The organism is Pseudoalteromonas sp. C8 (assembly GCF_011378685.1).
Classification (GTDB): Bacteria; Pseudomonadota; Gammaproteobacteria; order Enterobacterales; family Alteromonadaceae; genus Pseudoalteromonas; species Pseudoalteromonas arctica.
In genome coordinates this window covers 24,740-49,637 of the sequence record NZ_WTKT01000019.1, presented here as the reverse complement: position 1 = coordinate 49,637, position 24,898 = coordinate 24,740, and the positions used below count along the sequence as shown (strand labels likewise).

Genomic DNA, 24,898 nt, shown 5'->3' with positions numbered 1-24,898 from the left:
TTTGTTTACATTATAGACCGATTAAGCCACCAAATTCTTTCTATTTTTTAAAACATTGAATACGTATGTAAGCAGTCGTATTAATCATCAACAGTCATTATCCTTAGATGTCACCACCGACTCATCTAAGGACACACCATGAGAATACCAGCACTTGTGCTTTTAGCCTTTGCTAGTAATAGCTACGGACAAACCGTAGAGCTAAAATCGCCAGACACACAAATAACAGTAAGCATCTCTGACGAAAACAACACGCCAAGCTACGCAATAAAATTTAAAAACAAAGCGGTTATAAACAAATCTTTACTGGGGTTTGAATTTAAAACACAAGCAGCTTTTAGCGACGGCTTTAAAATTAAAAGCATTGAACAACAAAGCGTTAACTCGCAGTGGCAACAACCTTGGGGCGAACGCCAAAACGTTGTTGACGAATATAACGAAGTAGCCGTTACCTTTACAAAAAATGAGCCAAATAAAGGTACCTACACAATTCGATTTAAAGCATTTGATAGTGGTGTAGGTTTTAGATACGAAGTACCACAACAAGCCGGGTTCGAACATACAGAAATAACCAAAGAGTTAACTGAATTTGCAATAAACAATAGCCATGATGCAACAGCATGGTGGATACCTGCTCGTGGCTGGAACCGCTACGAATATGTTTACAACACTACTCCACTTAACGAAGCTCCACTAGCTCACACACCATTTACGTTTAAAACAAGTGACGGTACTCATATTAGTATTCATGAAGCCGCACTTGTTGATTACGCAGGCATGGTACTTAATCAACGCCGCTCTGGTACGTTCACTGCCGATTTAACGCCGTGGTCAGATGGTGTTGCCGTTAAAAAACAAGGTGCTTTTAAAACGCCATGGCGCACCATTCAAATAGCCGACAGCGCTGTTGGCTTAGTTAATTCAGATATAATACTAAACCTAAACGAGCCTAATAAACTCGGTGACGTGTCGTGGGTTAAGCCTGGTAAATATGTCGGTATTTGGTGGGGTATGCATATAAATACACAAACTTGGGGTAGCGGTAAAAAACACGGCGCCACTACGCAAACCACAAAATACTATATGGATTTTGCAGCGCAGTATGGTTTTGATGGCGTACTCGTTGAAGGCTGGAATATTGGTTGGGATGGCGATTGGTATTTTAATGGCGATGTATTTAACTTTACCAAACCGTACGACGACTTTGATATAGCAGCGCTTACTCAATACGGCAAAGAAAAAGGCGTACAACTCATTGGCCACCATGAAACATCAGGCAATGTAAGCAACTACCGTGACCAAATGGAAGATGCTTTTGCCCTTTACGAAAAATCAAACGTAAGCCAAGTAAAAACAGGTTATGTAGCCGATGGCGGAAATATAAAACGTATAGACAAAAACGGTATTGCTCGCCACGAATGGCATGACGGCCAGTTTATGGTTAACGAATACCTTTATAACGTAAAACTTGCAGCTAAACATAAAATTAGCATTAACACTCACGAGCCAATTAAAGATACCGGCCTGCGCCGTACTTATCCAAACTGGATTGCGCGCGAAGGCGCACGCGGACAAGAATACAATGCATGGGGTTCACCACCTAACCCACCAGAGCATGTACCAATGCTTGCTTTTACCCGCATGCTATCTGGGCCGATGGATTTTACGCCAGGTATTTTTGATATGAGCTTTAATGGTTTAGGAGGCGATACAAACCGCCCACAAACCACTCTCGCCAAACAACTCGCACTTTACGTTGTTTTGTATAGTCCAATTCAAATGGCTGCCGACTTACCTAAAAACTACTTAGCTAAGCCCGATGCGTTTCAATTCATTCAAGATGTACCAACAGATTGGCAGCAAAGCATTGCTCTTGATGGTGAAGTAGGCGACTTTATTGTATTCGCTCGTAAAGAGCGTAAAAGCACTAAATACTCAGGAAACGATTGGTACTTAGGTGCTGTTACTGACGAAAAAGCCCGAACTATTGAGGTAAAACTCGACTTTTTAGAGCAAGGCAAAAAGTTCGAAGCGCAAATTTATAAAGATGGTAAAAACGCAGAGTGGAAAAATAATCCGTACGATATAACTATCGAAAAACGTATTGTAACTACAGACGATAAACTAACGCTTGAGCTGGCCACCAGTGGCGGCACAGCTATTCGTTTTAAAGCACTTTAATATAATAAAACCCCTGCATTTACTATGCAGGGGTTAATACTTTTATTGGCAAATATACTTGTGCACTTAAACCGCCTTCTGGGCGGTTTTCTAGTTTTACTTTACCGTCGTGCATATCAACAATGCGTTTAATAATAGCAAGGCCTAAACCACTGCCTTCACTTCCGCGAGCTGCATCGCCTTGTTTAAAGGGCTCAAACACAGACTCTAGTTCGTTTTCAGGAATGCCGGGGCCATTATCGTTTACAGCGATAACTACATACTTTTTGTTTGAATTAAAGTAGCTAAGTACTTCAATGTCGCCCTCAGAATAACGCAGCGCATTACCAATCATGTTGGTAATTACACGTTTAATAGCCACAGAGCTTAACGGTATATTGCCTATATTTGGATTACTTTTAAAGGTAATAGTACGTTGATGCTGAAGCTCAGAATTGACAACCTCGGCAACTAAAGCATTGATATCTTCGCAACTTAGTTCTTCACGTTTATGGTGGCGTAGATACTCAATAAACTGATCAATAATCCCGTTCATGTCTTCTATATCGTAAATAATACCTTCACGAAGATAATCATCTTCATCAACCATCATTTCGGTGGCTAAACGGATACGCGTAAGCGGCGTACGTAAATCATGAGATACACCGGCCATTAGTAAACGGCGGTCGTTTTCAAGTGCGGCAATTCCGCGCGACATTTGGTTAAACGCGCGCGTTACTTCTATTACTTCTGTTGAGCCTTGTTCTTCTAACTTGGTAGAAAAGTCGCCTTTACCCACTTTCACTGCAGCTTGTTGCAGTGCTTTTAATGGTCTATTAAGGTGCCTTGCAAACAACCACCCACCCAGCACACTTAAAAAGCCAATACTTGATAAGTAAAAAGTTAAAAACTCTAAGTTGTTCTCTTTAAAGCCTTTAAGCGGTACTTTTACCCAATAACCTGGCGCTTGCGGTGCTTCGACCCAATAAATCAACGGATCAGTTTGGCTAATACGTACACGAGAATAACCACCAAGTTGCTCAGTCATGCTGCGCGATAGCATAGAATATTCGCGGCTTTGCCCAAGCCCTTGGCGCATTGCTTCGCGCTGCGTCATGACTTCAATGCCGGTAATTTCAAAAAACTTTGCAGATACTTCGTCGTTTATTTCAACGCCATCTTCCCAGTCAATAAATACTGTTTTAATTTGCTTAGCAAGCATCAAGTTAACTTGCTCAATGGTTGGTTTTACAACATAAAAACTAACCGTAACATAAGACACTATTTGATTTATGAGCAGCAGAGCCGCCACTAAAAAAACAGTTTGTCCAAAAGCACTGCGCGGAAACATGCCCATAAATATTACTTTTCACCGTCAGGAACAAACACATACCCCAAACCCCAAACGGTTTGAATATATCGCGGATTGGCAGCATCTACTTCAATCATGCGGCGAAGTCTCGACACTTGCACATCAATGCTTCGCTCAAGCGCACTGTAATCGCGGCCACGCGCTAAGTTCATTAGCTTATCGCGGCTAAGTGGCTCACGTGGATGCGAAACAAGCGCTTTAAGCACTGCAAACTCACCACTGGTAAGCGATATTGTTTTATCCCCTTCACTCATTTCGCGCGTTGCTAAATTAAGCGTAAATTTACCAAAAGCGATTAAGTTTTCTTCAGCAGCAGGTGCGCCTGGCACTTCTTTTGCGCGGCGACGTAAAATTGCTTTTATGCGAGCAAGTAGCTCACGTGGGTTAAATGGTTTTGGAATGTAATCGTCAGCGCCAAGTTCAAGACCAATAATGCGATCTACTTCGTCGCCCTTTGCAGTAAGCATAACAATAGGAATTTCATTTTCTTTTTGGCGTAAACGGCGGCAAATAGATAAGCCATCTTCGCCTGGGAGCATTAAATCGAGAACCATTAAGTGAAAGTTTTCTCGCTCTAGGAGTCTATCCATTTGCTCCGAGTTTCCTGCGGTTCTAACAATAAAGCCTTGCTCTACTAAATAACGTTCAAGCAAACTGCGTAAGCGCATATCGTCATCAACAACTAATACTTTTGTGGTTTCGTGTCCCATAATCTCTTTCTTATTTTTATATCCAATTACTAGTTAATATAAATGAAAAACTTAATAATCAAAAACTAATTACTTGCTTAGATTGTTACTGAACATTTCAAAGCTTACTTACTCGTACTTTATTACATTTTACGCTCGACAAGTTTTGGCAAATTTAATAACGTGCACACCATTAGAGCTAATAAAGAATTCACCATGAAAACAAATTTAGTTACCCGCGAAGGTTACTTACAATTACAACAAGAACACGACCAACTATGGAACGTTAAACGCCCAGAAGTAACAAAAATAGTTAGTTGGGCAGCCAGCCTCGGAGATCGCTCTGAGAACGCAGACTATCAATATAACAAGCGTTTGCTACGCCAAATTGACCGTCGTGTACGCTATTTACGCAAACGCATACCTGATTTAAAAATCATCGACTACTCTCCCGTTCAAGATGGAAAAGTGTTTTTTGGTGCATGGGTCGAAATTGAAAACGAAGAAGGTGAAACTAAAAAATTCAGAATTGTCGGACCTGATGAAATTTACGACCGAAAAGATTACATATCAATAGACTCACCTATGGCGCGGGCGCTGATTAAAAAACAAGTAGATGACGATTTTGAAGTACCTACTCCTCAGGGTAAAAAGCAGTGGTATGTAAACAGTATCGATTACCAAAAAAAGAAATAAAAAGTTTTGATTCAGATCATGTTAACTTTTGATTGTGTAAATTAAAGCAATAAGCTATAACTGAATTATTCAAGTTGATTTGTTTAATTTGAAAGCAGTTAATTAAGGTCGTGATTATGTCAAACATAGTACAGCGCATATTAAATAATGCCGTATTGTTTGCACTTTTAATGAGTGTAAGTTTGACGCTGCATGCCAGTAACACTGAAGTAAACCTTGATAACGCTAAACTATCTAATCACTTTATTGCTTGTGACATTCCTGACCAAGCAAACCTCGATTTTGACGTAGACTCTCACGTTAATACTATTACCTTTAGGTCGCCTCAACCACTTCCTAATGTCGTAGATTCTTTTTATAAGAGCACCAATCTAAACAGACCTTTTAGCACTGCGTACCAACGCGGACCACCTAGCTATTTAATTTAATTCATTATTTTACAACTTAATTAAATTTTATAACTACTAAGGTGACTACTATGTCTAACTTTAAAGAATTACGTACTCTAAATGTTTCTCACGGCGTTATTGCAAGCACATTTGCAGATGACCAACCATTGATTGATTTATCATCTCCAGCGCTAAAAATGGTAAATAACTTTACTCAAAAAACGCCTATTCGTGCAGAGCATACAACAACGATTACAGATGCACTTAAACAAGTTAGTGCACAACAATCTGATTTTGTTTTAGTAACCGACGAGAACCAAAAATTAATTGGCCTTGTTTCTAGCGCCGATTTACAAAGCTCTAAAATTACTATTATTGCAGAGCGTTTAAATATGCAACGAAGCGAAGTAAGCTTGCGCGATATTATGACGCCAATTAGCCGACTTACAGGTGTAAGCATGCAAAGCTTAAGCTATGCATGCATTGGTGATGCGCTGCAAACGATGGAGCATCAGGGCACAATGTTTTTATTAGTTACAACAGCAAGTAGCGAAATTTGTGGTCTAATTTCAGCTCGCCAAATAGCTAAAACATTACATATTCCACTGCATATTAGCCCTATTGCTCACTCTTTCAGTGAAGTATTAGAAAACATTGAGCATCCTCACTAGGGCGCTCTTTTAGTTGAATTGATTTACTCCCCTCCCAACCATCTTAAAGCAAGTGAAATAGCTTGCTTTAAGAGCTTTTTATTACTACCTCCTGTGATATTATTCAAGCAATTAACGGCGCCAGTAACACGCTTCTGGTCTTATTTTATTGTATAAAAAGGTTTTTGCATGAGCGATATCTCTGCACGTTTAGCCGGTGAGTTAAACGCACAGCAGCAACAGGTTGTTGCAGCTACAAAATTACTTGATGAAGGCGCAACTGTTCCTTTTATTGCCCGCTACAGAAAAGAAGTTACCGGCGGCCTAGACGACACCCAATTACGCCTTTTAGAGCAGCGTTTATCGTATTTACGTGAACTAGAAGAGCGCCGTAGTTTTATTTTATCGACCATCGAATCGCAAAATAAATTAACGCCAGAGCTAAGTGCCGATATAACTAATGCACAAAGTAAAACTGAACTTGAAGATTTATACCTACCTTATAAAGCTAAGCGCCGTACTAAAGGCCAAATAGCAATTGAAGCAGGTTTAGAGCCACTTGCAGATGCACTATTTAAAGATGCTAACCTTGACCCAGAGCAACAAGCAGATCAATTTGTAAGTGCTGAAAAAGGCTTTGCAGATACAAAAGCTGTACTCGAAGGCGCTAAATTTATCTTGATGGAGCGCTTTGCTGAAGACGCAAAATTACTTGCTAAATTTAGAAGCCACATAAGCCAAAACGGCGCAATTGAAAGCACTGTAATTAAAGGCCAAGAGCAAGCGGGTGCAAAATACCGTGACTACTTCGAGCATCAAGAACTTCTCAAAAAAGTACCTTCTCACCGTGCGCTTGCTATGCTTAGAGCCCGAAATGAAGGTGTACTTCAGTTAAATGTTAATCCAGAGCCTAGCGCTGAAAATTCAGCGCAACTATGTGCCAACATGATTGCTGACCATTACCGTTTAGATATTAAATATAAAGCGGCAAGTCCTTGGTTATTAAACGTTGTGCAATGGGCGTGGAAAATTAAGTTAGGATTACACCTAGAGAATGAATTTTTTGCAGCAATGCGCGAAAAAGCAGAAGCTGGTGCAATCGACGTATTTGCTAAAAACTTAAAAGATTTATTAATGGCAGCACCTGCAGGCCCTCGTACTACTTTAGGTCTTGATCCAGGCCTTCGTACTGGCTGTAAGATTGCCGTTGTTGATAGCACAGGTAAATTACTAGCTACACAAACTATTTTCCCTCATGCACCACAAAATCATTGGGATAAATCAGTGCGTACGTTAGAGCAACTTTGTCGTCAGCATAAAGTTGAGCTAATTGCGATTGGTAACGGTACTGCATCACGCGAATCAGATAAGTTGGTTGCTGAGCTTATGAAAGCAAACAGCGAACTTAAGCTTAGTAAAATTATGGTTAGCGAAGCGGGTGCATCGGTTTACTCAGCTTCTGAATTTGCAGCTAATGAATTCCCGGATTTAGATGTTTCTATACGAGGGGCTGTCTCTATTGCGCGCCGCCTTCAAGATCCTCTTGCTGAACTTGTTAAAATTGAGCCAAAATCAATTGGTGTTGGCCAATACCAACACGATGTATCGCAAAGCCAATTAGGCCAAAGCCTTATTTCAGTAGTTGAAGACTGTGTAAACTCAGTAGGCGTAGATTTAAACATGGCATCGGTACCGCTACTTACACGCGTATCTGGTTTAAACAAAACATTAGCGCAAAATATCGTTAATTATCGCGATGCTAACGGCACATTTACTAAACGTAGTGAGCTTAAAAAGGTTGAGCGTTTAGGGCCAAAAGCATTTGAACAAGCGGCTGGTTTTTTACGTATTAACAATGGTAGCGATCCTCTAGATAACTCATCAGTTCACCCTGAAGCTTATCCTGTTGTTAAACGTATTTGTGAACGCAATAGCGTAGATGTCAGTAACCTAATTGGTAACAGCGACTTTTTAACTAAACTTGCTGCAAACGATTACACTGACGAAAAATTTGGCTTACCAACCGTTACCGACATTATTACCGAGCTTGATAAACCAGGCCGAGATCCTCGTCCTGAATTTAAAACAGCTGAGTTTAAAGCCGGTGTTGAAAAAATTAGTGACCTAAAACCAGGTATGATTTTAGAAGGCGTGGTTTCAAACGTTGCTAACTTTGGTGCGTTTGTTGATGTAGGTGTTCACCAAGATGGTTTAGTGCATATTTCAGCAATCACGAATAAATTTATATCAGATCCGCGTGAAGTTGTTAAAGCTGGTGATATTGTAAAGGTTAAAGTTGTTGAAGTAGACGCTGCACGTAAACGTATAAGCTTTACTATGCGCTTAGATGACGACATTGACACAAGTAATAAGTCAGCAGCGCCAGCTACGCAAAAGCCACAAGCACGTGCTAATAATTCGCAACCTCGCGCTGCAAAGCCTAAACGTGACAACGGTAATGCGTTAATGGGTAATGCATTTGCCGATGCGTTCGCTAATGCTAAAGTGAAAAAATAATAGTTGTACAGCTAAGCTAAAACGAAAAAAACCGCGTAAGCGGTTTTTTTGTGGTTACGTTTTACTAAATTATTAACTTAACGCTGAAAAACTACTTTGGCTCGCTGGCGATGTAGCCATTTGATAAAAGTTAGCAATACGCCCCGCCCGTGCCTCAACATCGGCATCACGTGTTTGCTCATCACTTTTAGCTGTTTTTGTATCGTTGCTTTCATCGCTAGAGAATGAAGCTTCAAGCTTACTTTTTGCGTCTTCGTCGTCTTCTTTTTCAGGTTGTGCAAGCTCAGATTGAGCCGCTGCTAGCTTTTGCGTAGCATCTGCAGCAATAGAGCGATCAGCTCCCGAAGGCTCTGCAGGCGCCAATGCCGCAGCACGTACCGTTTGCATTTTGTCTATAGTCGCTTGCGGATCACCCGGAACTTCAGATACATCTATTTGTACTTCTCCGCCAACTGCGTAGTTAGTACCATCTGGGCCACGTTGATACTCATAGCTTGGCGAGCCAGCATGTTGTCCACCTACAGAAGCGTGCGCTTGCTCGTGTATTCGTACTTCAGTATCTCGTGCTTTTAGCTCTGTAATTTGTTGTTGTTCTTGTTCTAATTGCAGCTCTTCTTGCTCAGATTCTTTTTTCTCGATTGCTTCACTTTCTTCTTCAGAGCCCTCAGGATTTTCTGAGTTTCCATCGCGCTGCTGAACTGACTTTTCGTCTGCTATTTTTCCCGTTGCGTTATACGTCGCACCATCGCTACTACCTGGCAATTTTGCTTTTTCAGCATCACTTTGCGCTTTGGTTTCTGTATTACTTGCGCTACTAGATGCGGGAGCCGGAATAACTTCGCGTAGTTGGTTGTCACGCCGTGCAGTTTCCGTATAAACATTTGCAGTGTTTATATTGATAGACGGAAATGGCGTGACAATATTCATAATACTAAACTTTAATATCGATTAACGTGCCAAGTACATCATCGGCCGTTTGAATTGATTGCGTATTTGCCTTGGCATTAAACTCTTCAACTTTTAAGTTAACAAGCGCTTCATCAACACGAGCTGGCTGTGCTACAGGTGCGGTAATAGCTTCTTCGGGGCGTGCTGCTGTAAGCTGACGTTGCTGCGCTAATTGTGCGTCATCTTGCTGTTCTATACTGGCACGGTTAATCTCAGCACTGGCTTTTTCAATACCTTGGCTAGCTCGATTAAACCCTTCTACACCACTATTAAATACAGATCCGATTGGCATATTAAAACCTCCACCAAATAAACATTGTTTAATTATCGCTCAGGTTCTGCTCAAAATAAAGCTTTAAACAGCGCTATTCTTAGCTCTATTTTAAAGCATTGATTTAACGACAGATAAAAACTCACTTTTATGAGAAATAAATGGCGCGTGCGACGCTTTATCTAGCACCTCGTATTCAAACTCAGTATTTAGTACTGACATTTCACTAATTGCTTTATAAGGCACTAAGGCATCAAGTCGGCCAAATACTCCTTTGATAGGTACTGGGCAATGAGCAAATAAATCACGTAAATCGTCGTTTTGTAAAATATCTAAACCAGCACTCAGGGCGTCGCTTTGTGGTGCGCTGTACTGATTTAGTAATTGTTTAAGCAGCTTTATATCATCACGCGCCGACTCGCTACCCATCGCTTGAATAGCTAAAAAGCGCTCTATTGTTTTTTCTCGATGATTAACTAACTGCTCTTTAAACTGCGCCAATACATTCGCTTTTATTCCGGGCCAATTATCTGCCTCAGCAAAGAAAGGAGTCGATGCAATTAAAATAACTTTTGATACTTTTTCAGGCCAATGCTTAGCAATATAAAGTGCAAACAATCCACCTAACGACCACCCCATTAAAATGCTCTTCGGCTTTAATTGCTTACTTAAAGTTTCTGCTGCATCATGCAAAGTATAAGGGCTTGGGCAAACATGGCTATTACCAAACCCAGGTAGGTCAAGGCTACGTACACTTCCTGAATATAAAAACTCAAGTTCTGGCTGTACTAACTGCCATACGCCCTGATTCATTCCCCAACCATGTAATAACACTAACTCATTTTGCATATTTGCCTAACCTTTACCAAACTTAGGCTCATCATAACGTTTAAAAAGGCGATTGCAATGCAAGGAGCGACTCTGTGAAACAAGCCATTTTAAATTGGTTATTTCCCTCTTATTGCGTGCAATGTCAAAATACGATTACGACCTCTTTAGGGCTTTGTGATTATTGCCTTGAAGATTTACCATTGTTTGATTTTAGTAAGCATAAGAATTTACTGTATCGACCCGATATTGTTGAGATGTTTCCTAATTGCGAGTTTGATAAATTATTTGCCTGTGCTTTTTATCAACCTCCCTTTGAACATTGGCTTAAAAGGCTAAAATTTAATAATCAAATTCATTATAAAAAGGCATTGCAGCAAGTTATACAAAAACAATTAACGCAGTTTTTTGAGCAAAGCCCTACTTTGCCAGATACCTTTATTATTTTACCTCTTCATAAAAGCCGCTTTATTACTCGCGGATTTAATCAGGTAAGCCAAGTATGGCAACCCTGTTTAGCTAATTACGCATCAGTGAGTAACGTACTTATTCGCGATAAAAAAACACAAGCTCAGTCGGAGCTATCTAAAGCAAAGCGTATTAAAAACTTAAAAAATGCCTTTATTTGTACACAGGATATGGGCGGTAAAACAGTCGCTATTGTTGATGATGTGATGACGACAGGGGCAACATTAAACGCAGCTACTAGTGCACTAAAACAAGCAGGCGCTAAACAAGTGTGGGCTTTTACAACTTGCTTAACGCCTATTTAATTATTAAAAAGTATTATACCAATCCGCAATAATACTTAATCATTTTGCGGGGCTAAACGTGTCGCTACCTGTGTTAAAAAATTCTCATTTACGACTGCATGGATGCAGAAGGTAGAGCAATGCAGGAGCAATTGCCGAGAACAACTAAATAGCGAATTTTTTGCCTAGCTATCAACACGTTTTTCCATCCTCAAAATAGATCACTTAATTAAGCGAATTGGTATTATTCGCCATTTGCACGAAACGTATGGCCAAAAAATAAAGCGTTGCTTAGTAGTCGACTAGTCCCATACCAGTAACCTCTAAATACAGGGTCGTCGGTCATGCCTATCACTGTACCTCGTCCGTATGAGTGAGCAATTAAGCCTGCGCCGCCAGCAACTTGCTCAACATTAACGGCATCGGTAAAGCCTGCCAATAATGGGTTTTTAGTGTAGGTAAGTACATTTACAAACGGAGCATCAGAAGCTTCTAGCAACCAAGTACTGTTTTTGAATACGGGCAATGTATTACGCTTAAGTGAAAATGTAAGCGGATGAGTTAAATCTACATTAGTATTAAAAATAGCACCTGCAATGCGTTGACGTCCTGCTAAATGATCTTTATCGCCATAACTTAAACCTGTCGTTTTAAATGCACTTGCTACATCTTGTCGTGATAGATAGCTTGCTTTGAGTAATTGCTGATCAGCTAAAAATTTAGCGCCGCCTTTGTGACCCCAAATAACGCCGCCTTTTCTTACCCAGCTTTTAATAGCCACTTTGTCGGCATCAGATAAGCTATTGTAATTGCCATGAGCAAGCACAATATGACTGTAGTCACTTAACTCGAGTGAACTAAAGCGGTTCATTTCAACAATTGTTGGTGCAACACCTACAAAGCGATCTAGGTAATACCACACTTCGCCGACTTCGTACTGGCTTGCGCCTTGCCCGCCAATAAGCAGTGCTTTTGGAGCACTAACAACCGCCATTGATCGCGACCCTAAATCGGCTCCTTTGCTTGTTAAACCTGATGTAATAGGTTTGATTGCAATACCAAACTCATTTTGTGCTTTATTTAGCAAGGTAATCCAATCTGTATTTGTTTGTAGTCCAGCCGGTATAATAATACTTCCAGGTTTAAAATTAATTTCTCCTGATGTTGATTTAGCCGTTAATGCTTTTAGCGCTACACGTGCTTTTATACCTTGCTGTAATAAGCTATTTAACATTTTAGGTGCTAAATAATCATCCCACGAAAAACCAAATGCGTAACCTTCGGTGAGTGAAGAAAATGATGGGGTTGCTACTTTTTCCCATGCTTTATCAGCAACTTTTAATCCCCAACTACTTTTAACTTTAGAAAATGGCAAATTAAACGCATGCGCTAATGTCCAGCCAGATACATCGTAAAAAGTATTATCAGCAAAGTTTTTTTGCTCACTAAAAATCGCTTTTACCAAACGATATTGTGGTTGTGCTAATGGTACAAAATAGCTATGTGTACTGAAATTCTTACCATCTGCTTTTAATGATTTAGTAAGTGGGTAAGCGTTAATTTGATGCTGCTTTAACAATTCTAAAAAGTGCATGATGCGGGTGTTGTCGCTTGCACCTTCAACAACATAACCTTCAAAGCTTTCATCGCTGGCTAAATCAGTAGCCTGATTATAAAATTTAGCTTGGTAATCCAATAACGCTTGGCGGTTATCAACTGCTGCCTTAAAGGTAGATAAACTCGTTAACAGTTGATTTTTAATAGTGAAAGGAAAGCTCAAAGGTCCATTTATGGTGTCTTGAATATGCCCACGAGAACTTGCTTGCTCAAATAAAATGCCTATGCCGCCATTTACATCTGGGTAAGTTGAGCCTTTTCCATAGTAAAAATCGTCAAAGCTTTCTTCTGTAAAATAAAGTGCATTGTTTTCATCTAAGGTTTTTGCATGATAGTTAGCAATTGCCTTTGTTAAGGTAACATTTTCATCAGGTGTTATAGGGTGCTTACGACTTGGAATACCTGGTTGAAAAAAGTAACTGCTGTTTGGACCCATCTCATGAAAGTCAGTTAAAATATTTGGTTTCCACTGATGAAATTTGGCAATACGCGCACGCGATTCAGGATGCTGTAGTAATAACCAGTCACGATTTAAATCAAACCAGTAATGATTGGTACGACTACTTGGCCAGTTTTCAACATGTTCACGGGTTTTAGGGTCACTTGATAAGTTCATGCCTCGGTTACTGTTTGCCCAATTAGCAAAACGAGCAAGCCCGTCAGGATTAAGTGAAGGATCGAGTAAAATAACCGTGTTATTTAATAGCTCATCTATTTCAGTACCTTGTGCAGCAGCTAAGTAATATGCCACCAGCAAAGATGAGTTACTACCTGATGACTCATTACCATGCACACTGTATCCCATCCATACAACAGCAGGGTCGTCTTGTGCTTTACTACTGTTATTACTTAAGCGTGCTAAGTGAGCTTGGCGTGTCTGCTCTATGCTTGGTAGCTTATCAGCAGCAGTAATTGTTAGCATTACTAACGGGCGTTGTTCATGCGTGCGGCCAATCACCTCAAAATTTATACGGTCGCTTTTATCAGCAAGTATTTCCATATAACGTACGAGCTGATCGTGTCTCACGTGCCACTCTCCTACTTCGTAACCGAGTACTTGCTCAGGAGTAGGAATTGAAGGGTCAAATTTTACATCTTGTTCAAAATAATACGAAAGTGGCTTAGCTACACTTGAAAAGCTAAGCAACACCACCATTAATGTTAATACCAAACGCATATAAATCACTCAAAAAATGTTCGTTGTTTGCACGCTACCATTGCTTAAAATAGATGCCAACTTTTTACGCTCAACACTAGCCGCAACACGATGAGCGGAGTATGATACGCAGTATCCGAGTAATTTAGTCAAGTATAGATGGTTTTATGATTTCTATTTCCGAAACAGCGCAAGCGCATTTTGCTAAACTATTAGCAGATCAATCACAACAAACCAATATTCGTGTGTTTGTTGTAAACCCTGGTTCATCACAAGCGGAATGTGGTGTGTCTTATTGTCCAGAAGACGCTGTAGAAGCGAGCGATATTCGCCTAAACTTTAACGGTTTTGATGCCGTTGTAGATGCAGAAAGTGCTCCATTTTTAGAAGAAGCTGAAATCGATTTTGTTACCGACAAAATGGGTACTCAGTTAACGCTAAAAGCACCAAATGCAAAGGCGCGTAAAATAGGTAACGATGCATCGTTAAACGAGCGTGTACAGCACATGCTAGAAACCGAAGTAAATCCACAACTTGCTAACCACGGTGGCCAAGTAAGCCTTGTTGAAATTACAGCTGCAGGTATTGCTATACTTCAGTTTGGTGGTGGTTGTAACGGTTGTTCTATGATCGATGTAACGCTAAAAGAAGGCATTGAAAAAGAAATGATAGCTAAGTTTGAAGAAATCACCGGTGTTGCTGATATAACAGAGCACGAAGCGGGCGATCACTCTTACTATTAGGCCTTGTAAATGCTAAAGCAGCTTATTTATCGCTTAGGGAGCAACCCTAAGCTGAGCTTAAAGCGCTTTTTTCGCGGCTTAGCACTGTTTGTGCTAGCCGTGATATTCATATCTATTGGGTATTACACTCACTACAGCTTACAAATAATTGGCGTTATAATTTTACTCCCCGCATTATTTTTTGCCGGTTGGGGCTACTGCGGTATTTTTGCTAATCGTTTTTCACAAGTTTTAAAAGATATGGGCCCTAAACACCACGACCCCGATCTCTGGAAATAAACCATTTATTTAGTTTAATCTAATAGCCGATTATTTATTTTTAAGTGGTGATATTTAATTATTAATGTAACCCCGCGCATTAACATAAAACAGCTCATAGCCAGCCATAACCCGTTATTTTGCAAGTCTATAAACACCCAAAACACACCAAAAAAGCCAACTCCAGCTGAAAGTATCATACTGTTACGCATGTTCTTTGCTCGCGTAAGCCCTACAAAAACACCATCAAACAAAAAGCAACTCATGGCCAAAATAGGCAACACTATTAGCCATGGTAAATAGTGTGTTGCCTCTTGAATAACCTCTGGCACATTGGTTAAAAGCTTGATTATACCGCTGCCAAATAATGCAAAAAAAGCGCTATATAAGACGCCAAAAAGCATGCCCCAAAATACACTTATTTTAACCCAAAGCTCTATATTTTTAACGCTTCCTTGGCCTTTAGCTTGCCCTACTTTTGCCTCAGACGCGTAAGCAACGCCATCAAGAGCAAAACTCACCAACATTAGAAAGTTAAGTAAAACAGCATTAGCAGCTAATGTGGTTTCGCCTATACGCGCTGCGTAAAACGTCATAAAACTAAAGCATAATTGCAGTATTAAAGAGCGAATAAATATATCTCTATTCAAACTCAATAATTCAGCCATTTTGCTAATACTCAACCAATTCGGTACATTTAGATCAATGTCTTGTTTTTTAGCTAGTTTAACCACTAAAAACAGTGCAAATACTAAAGCCGTATAATCAGCAATAAGTGAAGCCCACGCAGCGCCTGCAACTGCCCAATCTAAATAAACAACAAAATAAATATCGAGTACTATATTAACGATATTAGTGACGAGTAATAAATAAAATGGACCTCGACCATAATGCACACCAAGCATCCACCCCAGTAACACTAAATTACATAATGCTGCTGGAGCACTAAAAATACGAATGCTAAAATACTGATACGCTTGGGTAAGTACGTCGCTATTGGCGGCGGAGAGGTAAGCTATAGCGTGCTTTATTAATGGGGATAACACAATTAATAGCACGGCCACTGCGCTTGCAAGCAATAGGCTTCGTTTAAGTAAAGCGGCAAGTTGGGTTAAATCGTTTTTTCCGTATGCTTGTGCCACGAGTCCCGTGGTGCTCATTCTTAAAAAACCAGCAAGCCAAAATAAAATAGATATAACTGCAGAGCCAAGGGCAATACCCGCTAAGTAATGAGCGCTTCCTAAGTGCCCAATTACAGCAGTATCAACAATTCCTAACAACGGCACTGTGATATTTGATAGTATCATCGGACCCGCTAACAACAGCAAGCTTTTATGGTGTGCCTTATTATGTATAAGAAATTGTTTCATTTAGTATTATTTATCCTCATTAGTGTATCTGTGCGGGCTCAAGCAGCCGTTATTTTACAGTATCATCATGTTAGTGAAACCCTACCCGCTGTAACAAGCGTTAGCGCCAATACATTCACTAAACATTTGAGCTATTTAAAAGAGCACAACTTTAACGTTATTCCTCTTAATGACTTAATAAACGCACTTCAGCAAGGTGAAACCTTACCTGATAAAACTGTCGCCATCACCTTTGATGATGGTTATAACAATAACTATGAACAAGCCGCGCCTATTTTAGAAAAGTTTGGCTACCCGTACACTATCTTTGTAAATCCTAAATTAATAGACGAGGGCATGAGCTACGTAATGGGGTGGGATAAGCTCAAAGAATTATCTAAAAAAGGGGCATTAATAGCCAATCATAGCGGACAACATGATTACTTACACCTTAAGCTTGAAAACGAAACCGATGCACAATGGCAATCACGTATTAAGCAAGATATTATTAGCTCTCAAAAGCGTATAAAAGAAGAAATAGGCCACGACTATAAATACTTAGCATACCCGTATGGTGAGTTTAATAACGAGCTGCAAGCACTTGTGACAGAGCTTGGTTTTGTGGGTATTGGTCAGCACTCCGGCGCTGTAAATAAAGACTCTAATTTTAGCCGCTTACCGCGTTTTCCTGCATCAGGCTTTTACAGCAAACTAGAAACTCTTATTACTAAGCTTAACTCACGCGCGTTTAATATCACCAATTTAACTTATCAAGATAGCGTTACACAACAAAATCCACCCACGCTCACAATTGAATTTAAAATGGGTGACTTTCATAAAAGCCAATTTGCCTGTTACGTATCAAGCGTAGGCCAAGCAGATTTAAAATGGGTAAATAAAAATACAGTCGAAATAACCTCACCAAAGGTGCTTAATAAAGGACGATCTCGTTTTAATTGTACGGCCCCTTCTATTTCTAACCCTGGTGATTATTTTTGGTTTTCACAGCCTTGGGTAATTGAAGCGCCTAAACCTTAACTGCCTGATGTAATAGTCGCTGGGTTATTTTATCCAGCGCAACTATCTCGTCTGCTGCATTTAACTCAGCGGCAGCCTTAGGCATACCCCATACCACCGATGAGTACTCATCTTGAGCCAAGGTATACGCACCGTTTTGTTTTAGTGCAAGTAACCCTTTTGCGCCATCACTCCCCATCCCTGTTAGTATGGCTGCAACTACGTTTTTAGCTCCTGTCTCAACTAATGAGTTAAACAGCACATCTACCGCAGGTTTATGTCTGTTGACCGGCTCGCCATCATCAAGCTGGCAATACAAGCTAACACCTCGCTTTTTAATACTTAAATGAAAACCACCTGGTGCTATATAAGCCCAGCCAGTGCTAAGCTTATCGCCATGTTCAGCCTCTTTCACATTTATCGTGCATGTACGATTCATTCGCTCAGCAAATGAGGCGCTAAACACAGGAGGAATATGCTGAGTAATTACAATGGGCGGGCAATTTTGTGGCATTTTAATAAGTACTTCTTTGATAGCCTCAGTACCCCCCGTGGAAGCACCTATCGCAATTACTTTATTAAGTAAAAATTGAGAATGGGTATTAATAGGCTCATTTGTGACGACCGTTTTTTTATAGCTTCTTACTCTTGCTCCAGCAGCTATTCGCACCTTTTGTTGAACAAGTGATGCATATTGGCTCAATTGCTCTCTTACGTTATTAGTAGGCTTAGCTATAAAATCAACAGCCCCTAATTCGAGTGCCTCGAGTGTAATAGGAGAGCCTTTTTGGGTCAGTGTTGAAATCATCACTACTGGCATTGGTCTTAATCGCATTAAGTTTTTTAAAAAAATAATGCCATCCATTTTTGGCATTTCTACGTCGAGCGTTAATACATCAGGATTTAACTTTTTTATCATTTCGCGAGCTTCGTAGGGATCCTCAGCGCTCCCCACTACCGTAATATCTTTAGCTTGCTGTAATATTTCAGTGAGTAAACGCCTAATTAAGGGGGAGTCGTCAATTATTAATACTTTAATCATGCATACTCCTAAAACAGCTCTATATCAGTTACTACTTCTTGCTTTTTAAGGTTTTGTAAGTAACGGACTTCGCGTTTTTCAATCGTATTATTATGTAGGTTTTTAAGTTTTTTCATATGAACTTTACCGGTGTTCGGATGAAAAAATATTTTTCGTGGCCATGGTCCACCCATATCGTGGGCAACTAGATTTAATGCCTCTTCTTTAATATACGCCGCTGCAAAACTAATATTACCCAGCCCTATATCAGTCATCGCACTAATAATTTTACCCCCACCAAAAAGTTTTACTTTTAGGTTACGGCGAGACGCACCATTTTTTAAAACTTCGTTTATAAGATACTCCATAGCCCAATTGCCATACCGACAACTTAAACTATGCGCATTCTTAAGTTCTACTCCCTTTTGAATTGGTAACATAAAGTGATTCATGCCCCCAATCCCTAGTACTTCATCGTAAACACAAGCCGCGATACACGAACCCAAAACTGTAGAGATCAGCTCATTATTTTTAGAAACATAAAACTCACCCGGAAGCACTTTAGCAACAACGCTACCTCGGCCCGAGTCCCAATATCGTTTAATATGTTCAAAGTTAGGTAATACCGGCCTAAACTCTGCGTGCATTTTGTCCCTTTTGATACATAGTTTTCCCTAAATTTTTAAATTGCGTATGCTCTTTTCCCATACTTTCTGAGTGACCTAAAAACAAATAACCTTGTTCATTTAATATATTGGCGTAACGTTTAAAAAGCTGATCTTTTGTTTCTTTATCAAAGTAAATAACAACATTACGACATAAAATAAGATCAAATGATCCTTTCATTGGCCAATCTTGCAATAAGTTTAAACGCTTGAATGAAATAGACTCTTTTAGCCTATCTTTAACTTTATAGTTTTCACCGTCTTTACTTTTTAAAAACCAACGCTTAAGTTGCACGTCATCTAAGCCGTTAACATTCGCTGCGGTGTAAATACCCTTTTGTGCTTTTGCCAATACATTAGAATCTAAATCGGTTGCTAGTATTTTTACATCCCAATTGCTCGGAAATGCATTATTTAAAGTCATCGCCAAACTGTAGGGCTCTTCTCCTGTTGAGCAACCTGCAGACCAGATTCTTACTCGCTTACTATTTTTATTTGCCTTTAAGAGAGCTGGTACAAGCTCAGATTTTATAAATTCAAAGTGGTGTATTTCACGAAAAAAAGACGTTAAGTTAGTTGTTATTGCATTAATAAAGGCATCAAACTCCTGCTCTTTATGGCTATTTAAATACTCTAAATAGGCTTTAAAGTCAGTTAGTTTTCGCTCTCTAATACGTCTTGCTAAGCGTGAATAAACCATCTCTCGCTTATGCTCACCTAATACAATTCCACATGCGCTATAAACTAAACTGGCAATTTCTTTAAAGTCGCGGTCGGTACACAAAAACTCTTTCATTGTTCGCTCTCAATTTAGCCTGCCAAATAATACCTCGCTGTGATTATGTATTCAGCGAGGTGTATAAGAAGATTGGTTGTTAAAATTCTTCCCATTCATCAGCAGAGTCTACAAAGTTATCGCCTCTGGGTTTATTACTTACAAAACTGCTTTGCGACTTATGAGATAATTTAGGTGTGCGCATAGTCGGCGAAATCATCGCCATCTCTTGCTGACCTATTGAGAAAAAGTTGAGTAGTTGGCGCATCTCATTAGCTTGCTCAGCCATAGACTCGCCAGCGGCAGAGGCTTGCTCTACTAAGGCGGCATTTTGTTGCGTCATTTCGTCCATTTGTGAGATAGCGGTATTAACTTGTTCAATACCCGCACTTTGTTCTTCAGATGCCTCTGTAATATCAGAAATCATTTGCGTCACTCTTTGTACCGATACAACAATCTCTTTAAGTGTAGCGCCCGACTCATTAACTAATTGAGAGCCATCAGCTACTTTGCCTACACTATCTCTTATTAACTCTTTAATTTCTTTCGCTGCGCCTGCAGAGCGCTGTGCTAAATTACGCACTTCACCTGCAACAACCGCAAAGCCTCGACCTTGTTCACCAGCCCTTGCAGCCTCTACTGCAGCATTAAGCGCTAATAAGTTAGTTTGAAATGCTATTTCGTCAATGACACCAATAATATCTGCAATTTTCTTGCTCGACTCATTAATTGCCGACATGCTCGTAACTGCTCTATTTACAACCTCACCACCTTGAATCGCCTTTTCGCATGTTTCTTCTGCTAAATCGTTTGCCACTTTTGCGTTATCAGCATTTTGGCGAACGGTGCTAGTCATCTCTTCCATGCTCGACGCTGTTTCTTCAAGTGACGAGGCTTGCTCTTCTGTACGTTGGCTTAAATCAGCATTACCTTGAGAGATTTCCTCTGCACCACTGGCTACAAGCGTTGCCGATGAATTAATGCGATTAATCACTTCCGTTAACTTATCTGCCGTAGCATTAGCATCGCGTTTGAGTTTATCAAATGAGCCTTTATATTCTTTTTCAACTCGTTTTGATAAATCACCATTTGCCATCGCATCGAGCATACTGCCCGTGTCAGCAACTGCATCATCAACTATTTTAACTAAGCTATTTAGCCCTTGAGCCAAACGTAAAAAGAATCCTTCCTTGCCTTCTTCCGCGACTCTTGTATCTAATTCGCCATTACCTGCAGCGCTAATAAGTTCGGCTATTTCTTTTTCAAGCGCAACCTCATTGGTCCTATCTTCCCACTCAACAATGGTGCCTAAATGCTTTCCATCTTGGCTAATCCAAGGTGAAGCAATTAAGGTGAAAGTGACACCTGCTAAAAGTAATTCGGCTTTATGAGGCTTATCGAGATTTTTTAATAAATCGCGCTGATGATTAGGGTGCTTATGAAAATCATCAACACAGGTGCCAATTAAATTATCAACAGAAAAGCTTGGTAATACAGTTTGTAATTCTTTTTCGCGGACTTTTAGCATTTGCTGAACACGATCGTTCACAAATACTATATTAAGGTCTTCATCAGCAATCATTACGTTCGCTTGGCAAACTTTAAGCGCATTTGCTAAATCGGCTGCTTTACGAGATGCTTTTTCAAGCTCTTTTTGTTCAGTAATATCAGATGCGTATTTAATCACTTTAAACGGCTTGCCGTTCATATCATAAATTGGGTTATAAGATGCTTGAATCCAAACCTCCTGACCCTGCTTCCCTATTCTTAAATATTCCCCTGAATCAAATTCACCGCGACCTAGTTTGGCCCAAAACTCTTTATATTCGATACTATTTGCATGTTCGGGTTCAATAAAAAGCCTATGGTGCTGACCTTTAATCTCGCTAAGTTGATAACCAAGTGCATTTAAAAAGTTATCATTGGCATCAATAATAGTGCCATCTAAATTAAACTCGATAACCGCTTGAGATTTACTTATAGCACTAATTTGCCCTGAAGCTTCTGCTGCTATTAACTTTTGCTCGGTCACGTCGGTGGCAAACTTAACTACTTTTAATACTTGCCCTTGCTCATCAACAATTGGGTTATAAGTTGCTTGGATCCATACCTCAGCTCCACCTTTTGCATTACGCTTAAACTCATCTGAGATAAACTCGCCATTACGCAGGCGTTGCCAAAAGTTCTTATAATCGTTGCCCTGAGCTTCATCTGGGTCAACAAACATAGAGTGATGCTGGCCTTGAACCTCTTCAAGACGATAGCCCATCGCGTTTAGAAAATTCATATTTGCAGTAATTATTTTTCCGTTAGGTTCAAACTCAATCACCGCTAATGATTTATTCAATGCGTCTACAATTAAATCATTACTTGATTTTGACTGCTTTGGATTACTAAACCATCCCATGCTCATCACCACCTTTAAGTTTATTATTCATTTAGTTTCTATTTGCTAAATATTCATTGTTTTTTGCAGGTCAATTAGCGCTACCATTTTTTCACCAACATTCACCAACCCAGCTACATATTCACAATTATTCGACTCAGATAAACTAGGAACCGCTTTCGCATCTTGCTCCGCAATACTGTAAACATCAGAAACGGCATCAACAGCAACACCTATAATTTTACTACCTAGTTCAAATTCTATTTTGACAACGATAACCACCGTTAATGGCCCATAGTCGACACTTGGTAATCCAAAGCGCAACCGTAAATCAATAATTGGCACTATTGTTCCACGTAAATTAATAACGCCTTTTACAAATTCAGGCGCATTGGGCAGTACTGTAATTTCTTCCCAACTGCGAATTTCTTGTACTGTTAAAATATCAACGCCGTATTCTTCATCAGCCATAATAAAAGTTAAAAACTGTTTTACACCTTGCTGTTGCTGAAGATTTAATTGATTACTTAACTGGCTTTGCTCTGAGCTCATAAAGCCTCCAAAGTGGCTTGCGTTTCGATCGTTAATTCTTGGCTACCTGGTTTTTTTAAACCTGAGAGCTTTATTAAGCCGCTAATGTCCACAATCAGCGATACACGCCCATCGCCTAAAATAGTGGCTCCCGATACGCCATCAACTTTATGATAGTTAGCCTCTAAACTTTTAATAACAACCTGTTGTTGAGACAGTAAATCATCAACTAATAAACCCACCTTTTGGTTATCTGTTTCTACAACAACAAGCAGCGTTTTATCGAGTGATTCAATGGCATTTTTATGATTAAAAATATCGTAGAGCCTTAAAATAGGAATGTATTCGTCCCGAAGCCTCAATACATCAAGGTTTTTACCCACTCGACTCACTTTAGCAATATCAATTTGCAGAGATTCCACAATAGAAATGAGCGGGATAATATAAGTATGCTGAGCCACCTTAACTAATTGCCCATCTAAAATAGCGAGAGTAAGTGGTAATCTAATAGTAAACGTAGAACCAACACCCGCCGCTGAGGTTACTTCTACTGAGCCATTTAATGATTGAATATTTCGCTTAACTACATCCATCCCAACTCCACGACCAGATAAGTCACTTACCTCATCTACTGTCGAAAAGCCGGGCATAAAAATAAGCTCATTTATTTCATCGTCACTGAGATGGTTATCAGCTGAGATTAATTCGTTAGCGATGGCTTTTTCTTTTATTTTTTTTGTATTTAACCCCTGCCCATCATCCATTATTTCAATAACAATGTTTCCACCCTGATGAAATGCATTTAAGGTTACTGTGCCAACGGGATCTTTACCTGCCGCCAGTCTTTGCTCAACAGTCTCTAATCCATGATCAAGTGAGTTCCTCACTAAATGCACCATAGGATCGGATATTTTTTCCATTACTGTTTTATCAAGCTCGGTTTGCTCTCCAATCAACTTTAGCTCAACTTGCTTATTTAGTTTTTGCGCTATATCTCGCACTAATCGAGGAAAACGACTAAATACAAAGTTTATTGGCAGCATACGAATGCGCATCACATTTTCTTGTAAATCACGCGTATTATGGGCAAGTTGCGCTAGACCTTCTTGTAGTAAAGTAATTGTGGCTGGTGTGATTTCTTGTTCGCTGAGTTGATTTAGCATAGCTTGTGTAATAACAAGTTCGCCAACCATGTTTATTAACGAATCAACTTTATCAATACCAACTCGAATGGAGGTAGACTCTGGTGTACTTGCAGGTTTTTTATCTTTATTAGCAGCGGGTTGCTTTGGCTTACTAGGTAGCTCACCTACTTTTATTAAATCGGATGTTTCAAGCTCAACAGCTTTAGATATCTCACCTCGATTAGGTTGTATTGGCTCATCATTGCCAAATAAGCCTCCGCATAATTCAATTTTTATGTCGGCATCGTCTTCTACCCATTCAAATACTTCTTTTATGGCTTTTTCATCATGGCTGGTATCTAAAAAAAAGCGCCAATGTAAAAAGCATTCATCACTGCTCAAATCTGTAATTTCTGGAACTTCATCGTAAAATACTGTGGTTTCTAACTCACCTAGCTCTTCAAGCTCACTGATCATATACAGTGGCTCGTTTCCTGTTTTAAATAAATGATGATGGGGTTTAAAGTCTATTTGATAGGTGTTACTACTTGTTTGCTCGCCAAAGCTTTGAGGTTTATTTTCTTGTGTTTCGTTTTTCATTCCAAGTACATGTTCAAATTGTACTTTTAACAAATCTGCCTCAGTTAAATCTGGCTCTTGCTCACCTTGAAGTGCAGCAAGTAAAGCGCGCAAGCAATCCACAGCTTTGAGTAATAAATTGACATGCTCGGTACTAAGCTCTCGTTCACCTTGGCGAATTTGATCCAGTAGTGTTTCAAGTACATGAGTAAAGTCAGCAACGGAGCTAAAGCCAAAAGTACCACTGCCTCCTTTTATTGAGTGAGCAGCTCTAAAAATAGTGTTGATAGTTTCTAAATCTTCCTCACCTGGCACTAAGTTTAATAACTCAGCCTCCATGGTATCTAGGCCTTCAAAACTCTCTTCAAAGAAAACTTCAAAAAATTGACTTAAATCTATACTCAC

General features: G+C 39.8%; 22 protein-coding genes. 9 read left to right on the top strand and 13 right to left on the bottom strand.

Annotated elements, in window-relative coordinates:
• Positions 1-138: 138 nt before the first annotated feature.
• Positions 139-2,181 (top strand): glycoside hydrolase family 97 protein, encoded by a 2,043-nt coding sequence (locus GQR39_RS16440; protein WP_165736149.1) that lies wholly within the window; start codon positions 139-141, stop codon positions 2,179-2,181.
• A gap of 22 nt (positions 2,182-2,203) precedes the next feature.
• Here the strand turns inward: GQR39_RS16440 and envZ are convergent, their stop codons facing one another.
• Both envZ and ompR read right to left on the bottom strand, forming a co-directional pair.
• Complete coding sequence (gene envZ / locus GQR39_RS16435; RefSeq protein WP_165736148.1) at positions 2,204-3,517, bottom strand: two-component system sensor histidine kinase EnvZ; 1,314 nt, start codon at positions 3,515-3,517, stop codon at positions 2,204-2,206.
• 5 nt (positions 3,518-3,522) lie between these two features.
• Complete coding sequence (gene ompR / locus GQR39_RS16430; protein WP_002959552.1) at positions 3,523-4,242, bottom strand: two-component system response regulator OmpR; 720 nt, start codon at positions 4,240-4,242, stop codon at positions 3,523-3,525.
• Positions 4,243-4,437: 195 nt separating this feature from the next.
• On the opposite strand from ompR, the gene greB reads away from it, so the two are divergent.
• The 4 genes from greB (at position 4,438) to GQR39_RS16410 (ending at position 8,473) form a co-directional block, all read left to right on the top strand.
• Positions 4,438-4,917: a transcription elongation factor GreB gene (gene greB / locus GQR39_RS16425; protein WP_007584978.1), complete on the top strand. Its 480-nt coding sequence runs from the start codon at positions 4,438-4,440 to the stop codon at positions 4,915-4,917.
• A 116-nt stretch (positions 4,918-5,033) separates the two neighbouring features.
• A complete protein-coding gene (locus tag GQR39_RS16420) occupies positions 5,034-5,345 on the top strand; it encodes a hypothetical protein (RefSeq protein WP_007584977.1) in 312 nt (103 codons plus the stop codon).
• Positions 5,346-5,395: 50 nt separating this feature from the next.
• On the top strand, positions 5,396-5,977 hold the full coding sequence (locus GQR39_RS16415; protein WP_165736147.1) for a CBS domain-containing protein: 582 nt from the start codon (positions 5,396-5,398) through the stop codon (positions 5,975-5,977).
• A gap of 168 nt (positions 5,978-6,145) precedes the next feature.
• Positions 6,146-8,473 (top strand): Tex family protein, encoded by a 2,328-nt coding sequence (locus GQR39_RS16410; RefSeq protein ID WP_121955225.1) that lies wholly within the window; start codon positions 6,146-6,148, stop codon positions 8,471-8,473.
• Between the two features lie 72 nt (positions 8,474-8,545).
• Here GQR39_RS16410 and GQR39_RS16405 read toward each other — a convergent pair whose 3' ends face one another.
• The 3 genes from GQR39_RS16405 to bioH form a co-directional block, all read right to left on the bottom strand.
• Positions 8,546-9,400, bottom strand: coding sequence for a putative metalloprotease CJM1_0395 family protein (locus GQR39_RS16405; protein ID WP_165736146.1), 855 nt, complete (start codon positions 9,398-9,400; stop codon positions 8,546-8,548).
• 4 nt (positions 9,401-9,404) lie between these two features.
• Entirely contained in the window at positions 9,405-9,713 is a 309-nt protein-coding gene (locus GQR39_RS16400) for a hypothetical protein (protein ID WP_007584971.1), read from the bottom strand.
• A gap of 90 nt (positions 9,714-9,803) precedes the next feature.
• Positions 9,804-10,541, bottom strand: a complete 738-nt coding sequence (gene bioH, locus GQR39_RS16395; protein ID WP_024594288.1) for a pimeloyl-ACP methyl ester esterase BioH — start codon at positions 10,539-10,541, stop codon at positions 9,804-9,806.
• A 74-nt stretch (positions 10,542-10,615) separates the two neighbouring features.
• Between bioH and GQR39_RS16390 the strand changes: the two genes are divergently transcribed.
• On the top strand, positions 10,616-11,293 hold the full coding sequence (locus GQR39_RS16390) for a ComF family protein (protein WP_165736145.1): 678 nt from the start codon (positions 10,616-10,618) through the stop codon (positions 11,291-11,293).
• Positions 11,294-11,516: 223 nt separating this feature from the next.
• Here GQR39_RS16390 and GQR39_RS16385 read toward each other — a convergent pair whose 3' ends face one another.
• Positions 11,517-14,066, bottom strand: coding sequence for a M14 family zinc carboxypeptidase (locus GQR39_RS16385; protein ID WP_165736144.1), 2,550 nt, complete (start codon positions 14,064-14,066; stop codon positions 11,517-11,519).
• A gap of 146 nt (positions 14,067-14,212) precedes the next feature.
• Between GQR39_RS16385 and nfuA the strand changes: the two genes are divergently transcribed.
• Both nfuA and GQR39_RS16375 read left to right on the top strand, forming a co-directional pair.
• Positions 14,213-14,788, top strand: a complete 576-nt coding sequence (gene nfuA / locus GQR39_RS16380) for a Fe-S biogenesis protein NfuA (RefSeq protein ID WP_007584966.1) — start codon at positions 14,213-14,215, stop codon at positions 14,786-14,788.
• Positions 14,789-14,797: 9 nt separating this feature from the next.
• Complete coding sequence (locus GQR39_RS16375; RefSeq protein WP_002959572.1) at positions 14,798-15,067, top strand: hypothetical protein; 270 nt, start codon at positions 14,798-14,800, stop codon at positions 15,065-15,067.
• A 14-nt stretch (positions 15,068-15,081) separates the two neighbouring features.
• On the opposite strand, the gene GQR39_RS16370 is transcribed toward GQR39_RS16375, so the two are convergent.
• Entirely contained in the window at positions 15,082-16,353 is a 1,272-nt protein-coding gene (locus tag GQR39_RS16370; protein ID WP_165736143.1) for an MATE family efflux transporter, read from the bottom strand.
• A gap of 42 nt (positions 16,354-16,395) precedes the next feature.
• On the opposite strand from GQR39_RS16370, the gene GQR39_RS16365 reads away from it, so the two are divergent.
• Positions 16,396-17,433 carry a polysaccharide deacetylase family protein gene (locus tag GQR39_RS16365; protein WP_165736142.1) on the top strand — a complete coding sequence of 346 codons (1,038 nt, stop codon included), beginning with the start codon at positions 16,396-16,398 and terminating at the stop codon, positions 17,431-17,433.
• Here GQR39_RS16365 and GQR39_RS16360 read toward each other — a convergent pair.
• The 6 genes from GQR39_RS16360 to GQR39_RS16335 all read right to left on the bottom strand — a co-directional run bounded on the left by GQR39_RS16360 (position 17,423) and on the right by GQR39_RS16335 (position 24,898).
• Positions 17,423-18,454: a chemotaxis response regulator protein-glutamate methylesterase gene (locus GQR39_RS16360; protein ID WP_165736141.1), complete on the bottom strand. Its 1,032-nt coding sequence runs from the start codon at positions 18,452-18,454 to the stop codon at positions 17,423-17,425. The two genes, GQR39_RS16365 and GQR39_RS16360, sit on opposite strands and share 11 nt — an antisense overlap.
• Before the next feature lie 8 nt (positions 18,455-18,462).
• Positions 18,463-19,080, bottom strand: a complete 618-nt coding sequence (cheD, locus tag GQR39_RS16355) for a chemoreceptor glutamine deamidase CheD (protein WP_007584962.1) — start codon at positions 19,078-19,080, stop codon at positions 18,463-18,465.
• A complete protein-coding gene (locus GQR39_RS16350) occupies positions 19,064-19,894 on the bottom strand; it encodes a protein-glutamate O-methyltransferase CheR (protein WP_165736140.1) in 831 nt (276 codons plus the stop codon). Before GQR39_RS16350 ends, cheD begins: the two co-directional genes overlap by 17 nt.
• Positions 19,895-19,973: 79 nt before the next feature.
• Positions 19,974-22,280 (bottom strand): methyl-accepting chemotaxis protein, encoded by a 2,307-nt coding sequence (locus tag GQR39_RS16345; protein ID WP_010554953.1) that lies wholly within the window; start codon positions 22,278-22,280, stop codon positions 19,974-19,976.
• 45 nt (positions 22,281-22,325) lie between these two features.
• Positions 22,326-22,811, bottom strand: coding sequence for a chemotaxis protein CheW (locus GQR39_RS16340; RefSeq protein WP_007584959.1), 486 nt, complete (start codon positions 22,809-22,811; stop codon positions 22,326-22,328).
• Positions 22,808-24,898, bottom strand: coding sequence for a chemotaxis protein CheA (locus GQR39_RS16335; protein ID WP_165736139.1), 2,091 nt, complete (start codon positions 24,896-24,898; stop codon positions 22,808-22,810). The genes GQR39_RS16340 and GQR39_RS16335 overlap by 4 nt, the downstream gene beginning before the upstream one ends.

Bases quoted from the DNA above. Each gene is read 5' to 3' on its own strand.
- greB (WP_007584978.1), top strand. From the start codon at position 4,438: ATGAAAACAAATTTAGTTACCCGCGAAGGTTACTTACAATTACAACAA.
- GQR39_RS16420 (WP_007584977.1), top strand. From the start codon at position 5,034: ATGTCAAACATAGTACAGCGCATATTAAATAATGCCGTATTGTTTGCA.
- GQR39_RS16340 (WP_007584959.1), bottom strand. From the start codon at position 22,811: ATGAGCTCAGAGCAAAGCCAGTTAAGTAATCAATTAAATCTTCAGCAA.
- GQR39_RS16360 (WP_165736141.1), bottom strand. From the start codon at position 18,454: ATGATTAAAGTATTAATAATTGACGACTCCCCCTTAATTAGGCGTTTA.
- GQR39_RS16405 (WP_165736146.1), bottom strand. From the start codon at position 9,400: ATGAATATTGTCACGCCATTTCCGTCTATCAATATAAACACTGCAAAT.
- GQR39_RS16410 (WP_121955225.1), top strand. From the start codon at position 6,146: ATGAGCGATATCTCTGCACGTTTAGCCGGTGAGTTAAACGCACAGCAG.
- bioH (WP_024594288.1), bottom strand. From the start codon at position 10,541: ATGCAAAATGAGTTAGTGTTATTACATGGTTGGGGAATGAATCAGGGC.
- GQR39_RS16385 (WP_165736144.1), bottom strand. From the start codon at position 14,066: ATGCGTTTGGTATTAACATTAATGGTGGTGTTGCTTAGCTTTTCAAGT.
- GQR39_RS16370 (WP_165736143.1), bottom strand. From the start codon at position 16,353: ATGATACTATCAAATATCACAGTGCCGTTGTTAGGAATTGTTGATACT.
- GQR39_RS16415 (WP_165736147.1), top strand. From the start codon at position 5,396: ATGTCTAACTTTAAAGAATTACGTACTCTAAATGTTTCTCACGGCGTT.
- GQR39_RS16350 (WP_165736140.1), bottom strand. From the start codon at position 19,894: ATGAAAGAGTTTTTGTGTACCGACCGCGACTTTAAAGAAATTGCCAGT.
- cheD (WP_007584962.1), bottom strand. From the start codon at position 19,080: ATGCACGCAGAGTTTAGGCCGGTATTACCTAACTTTGAACATATTAAA.
- envZ (WP_165736148.1), bottom strand. From the start codon at position 3,517: ATGGGCATGTTTCCGCGCAGTGCTTTTGGACAAACTGTTTTTTTAGTG.
- GQR39_RS16345 (WP_010554953.1), bottom strand. From the start codon at position 22,280: ATGGGATGGTTTAGTAATCCAAAGCAGTCAAAATCAAGTAATGATTTA.
- GQR39_RS16375 (WP_002959572.1), top strand. From the start codon at position 14,798: ATGCTAAAGCAGCTTATTTATCGCTTAGGGAGCAACCCTAAGCTGAGC.
- GQR39_RS16400 (WP_007584971.1), bottom strand. From the start codon at position 9,713: ATGCCAATCGGATCTGTATTTAATAGTGGTGTAGAAGGGTTTAATCGA.
- GQR39_RS16365 (WP_165736142.1), top strand. From the start codon at position 16,396: ATGTATAAGAAATTGTTTCATTTAGTATTATTTATCCTCATTAGTGTA.
- ompR (WP_002959552.1), bottom strand. From the start codon at position 4,242: ATGGGACACGAAACCACAAAAGTATTAGTTGTTGATGACGATATGCGC.
- GQR39_RS16440 (WP_165736149.1), top strand. From the start codon at position 139: ATGAGAATACCAGCACTTGTGCTTTTAGCCTTTGCTAGTAATAGCTAC.
- nfuA (WP_007584966.1), top strand. From the start codon at position 14,213: ATGATTTCTATTTCCGAAACAGCGCAAGCGCATTTTGCTAAACTATTA.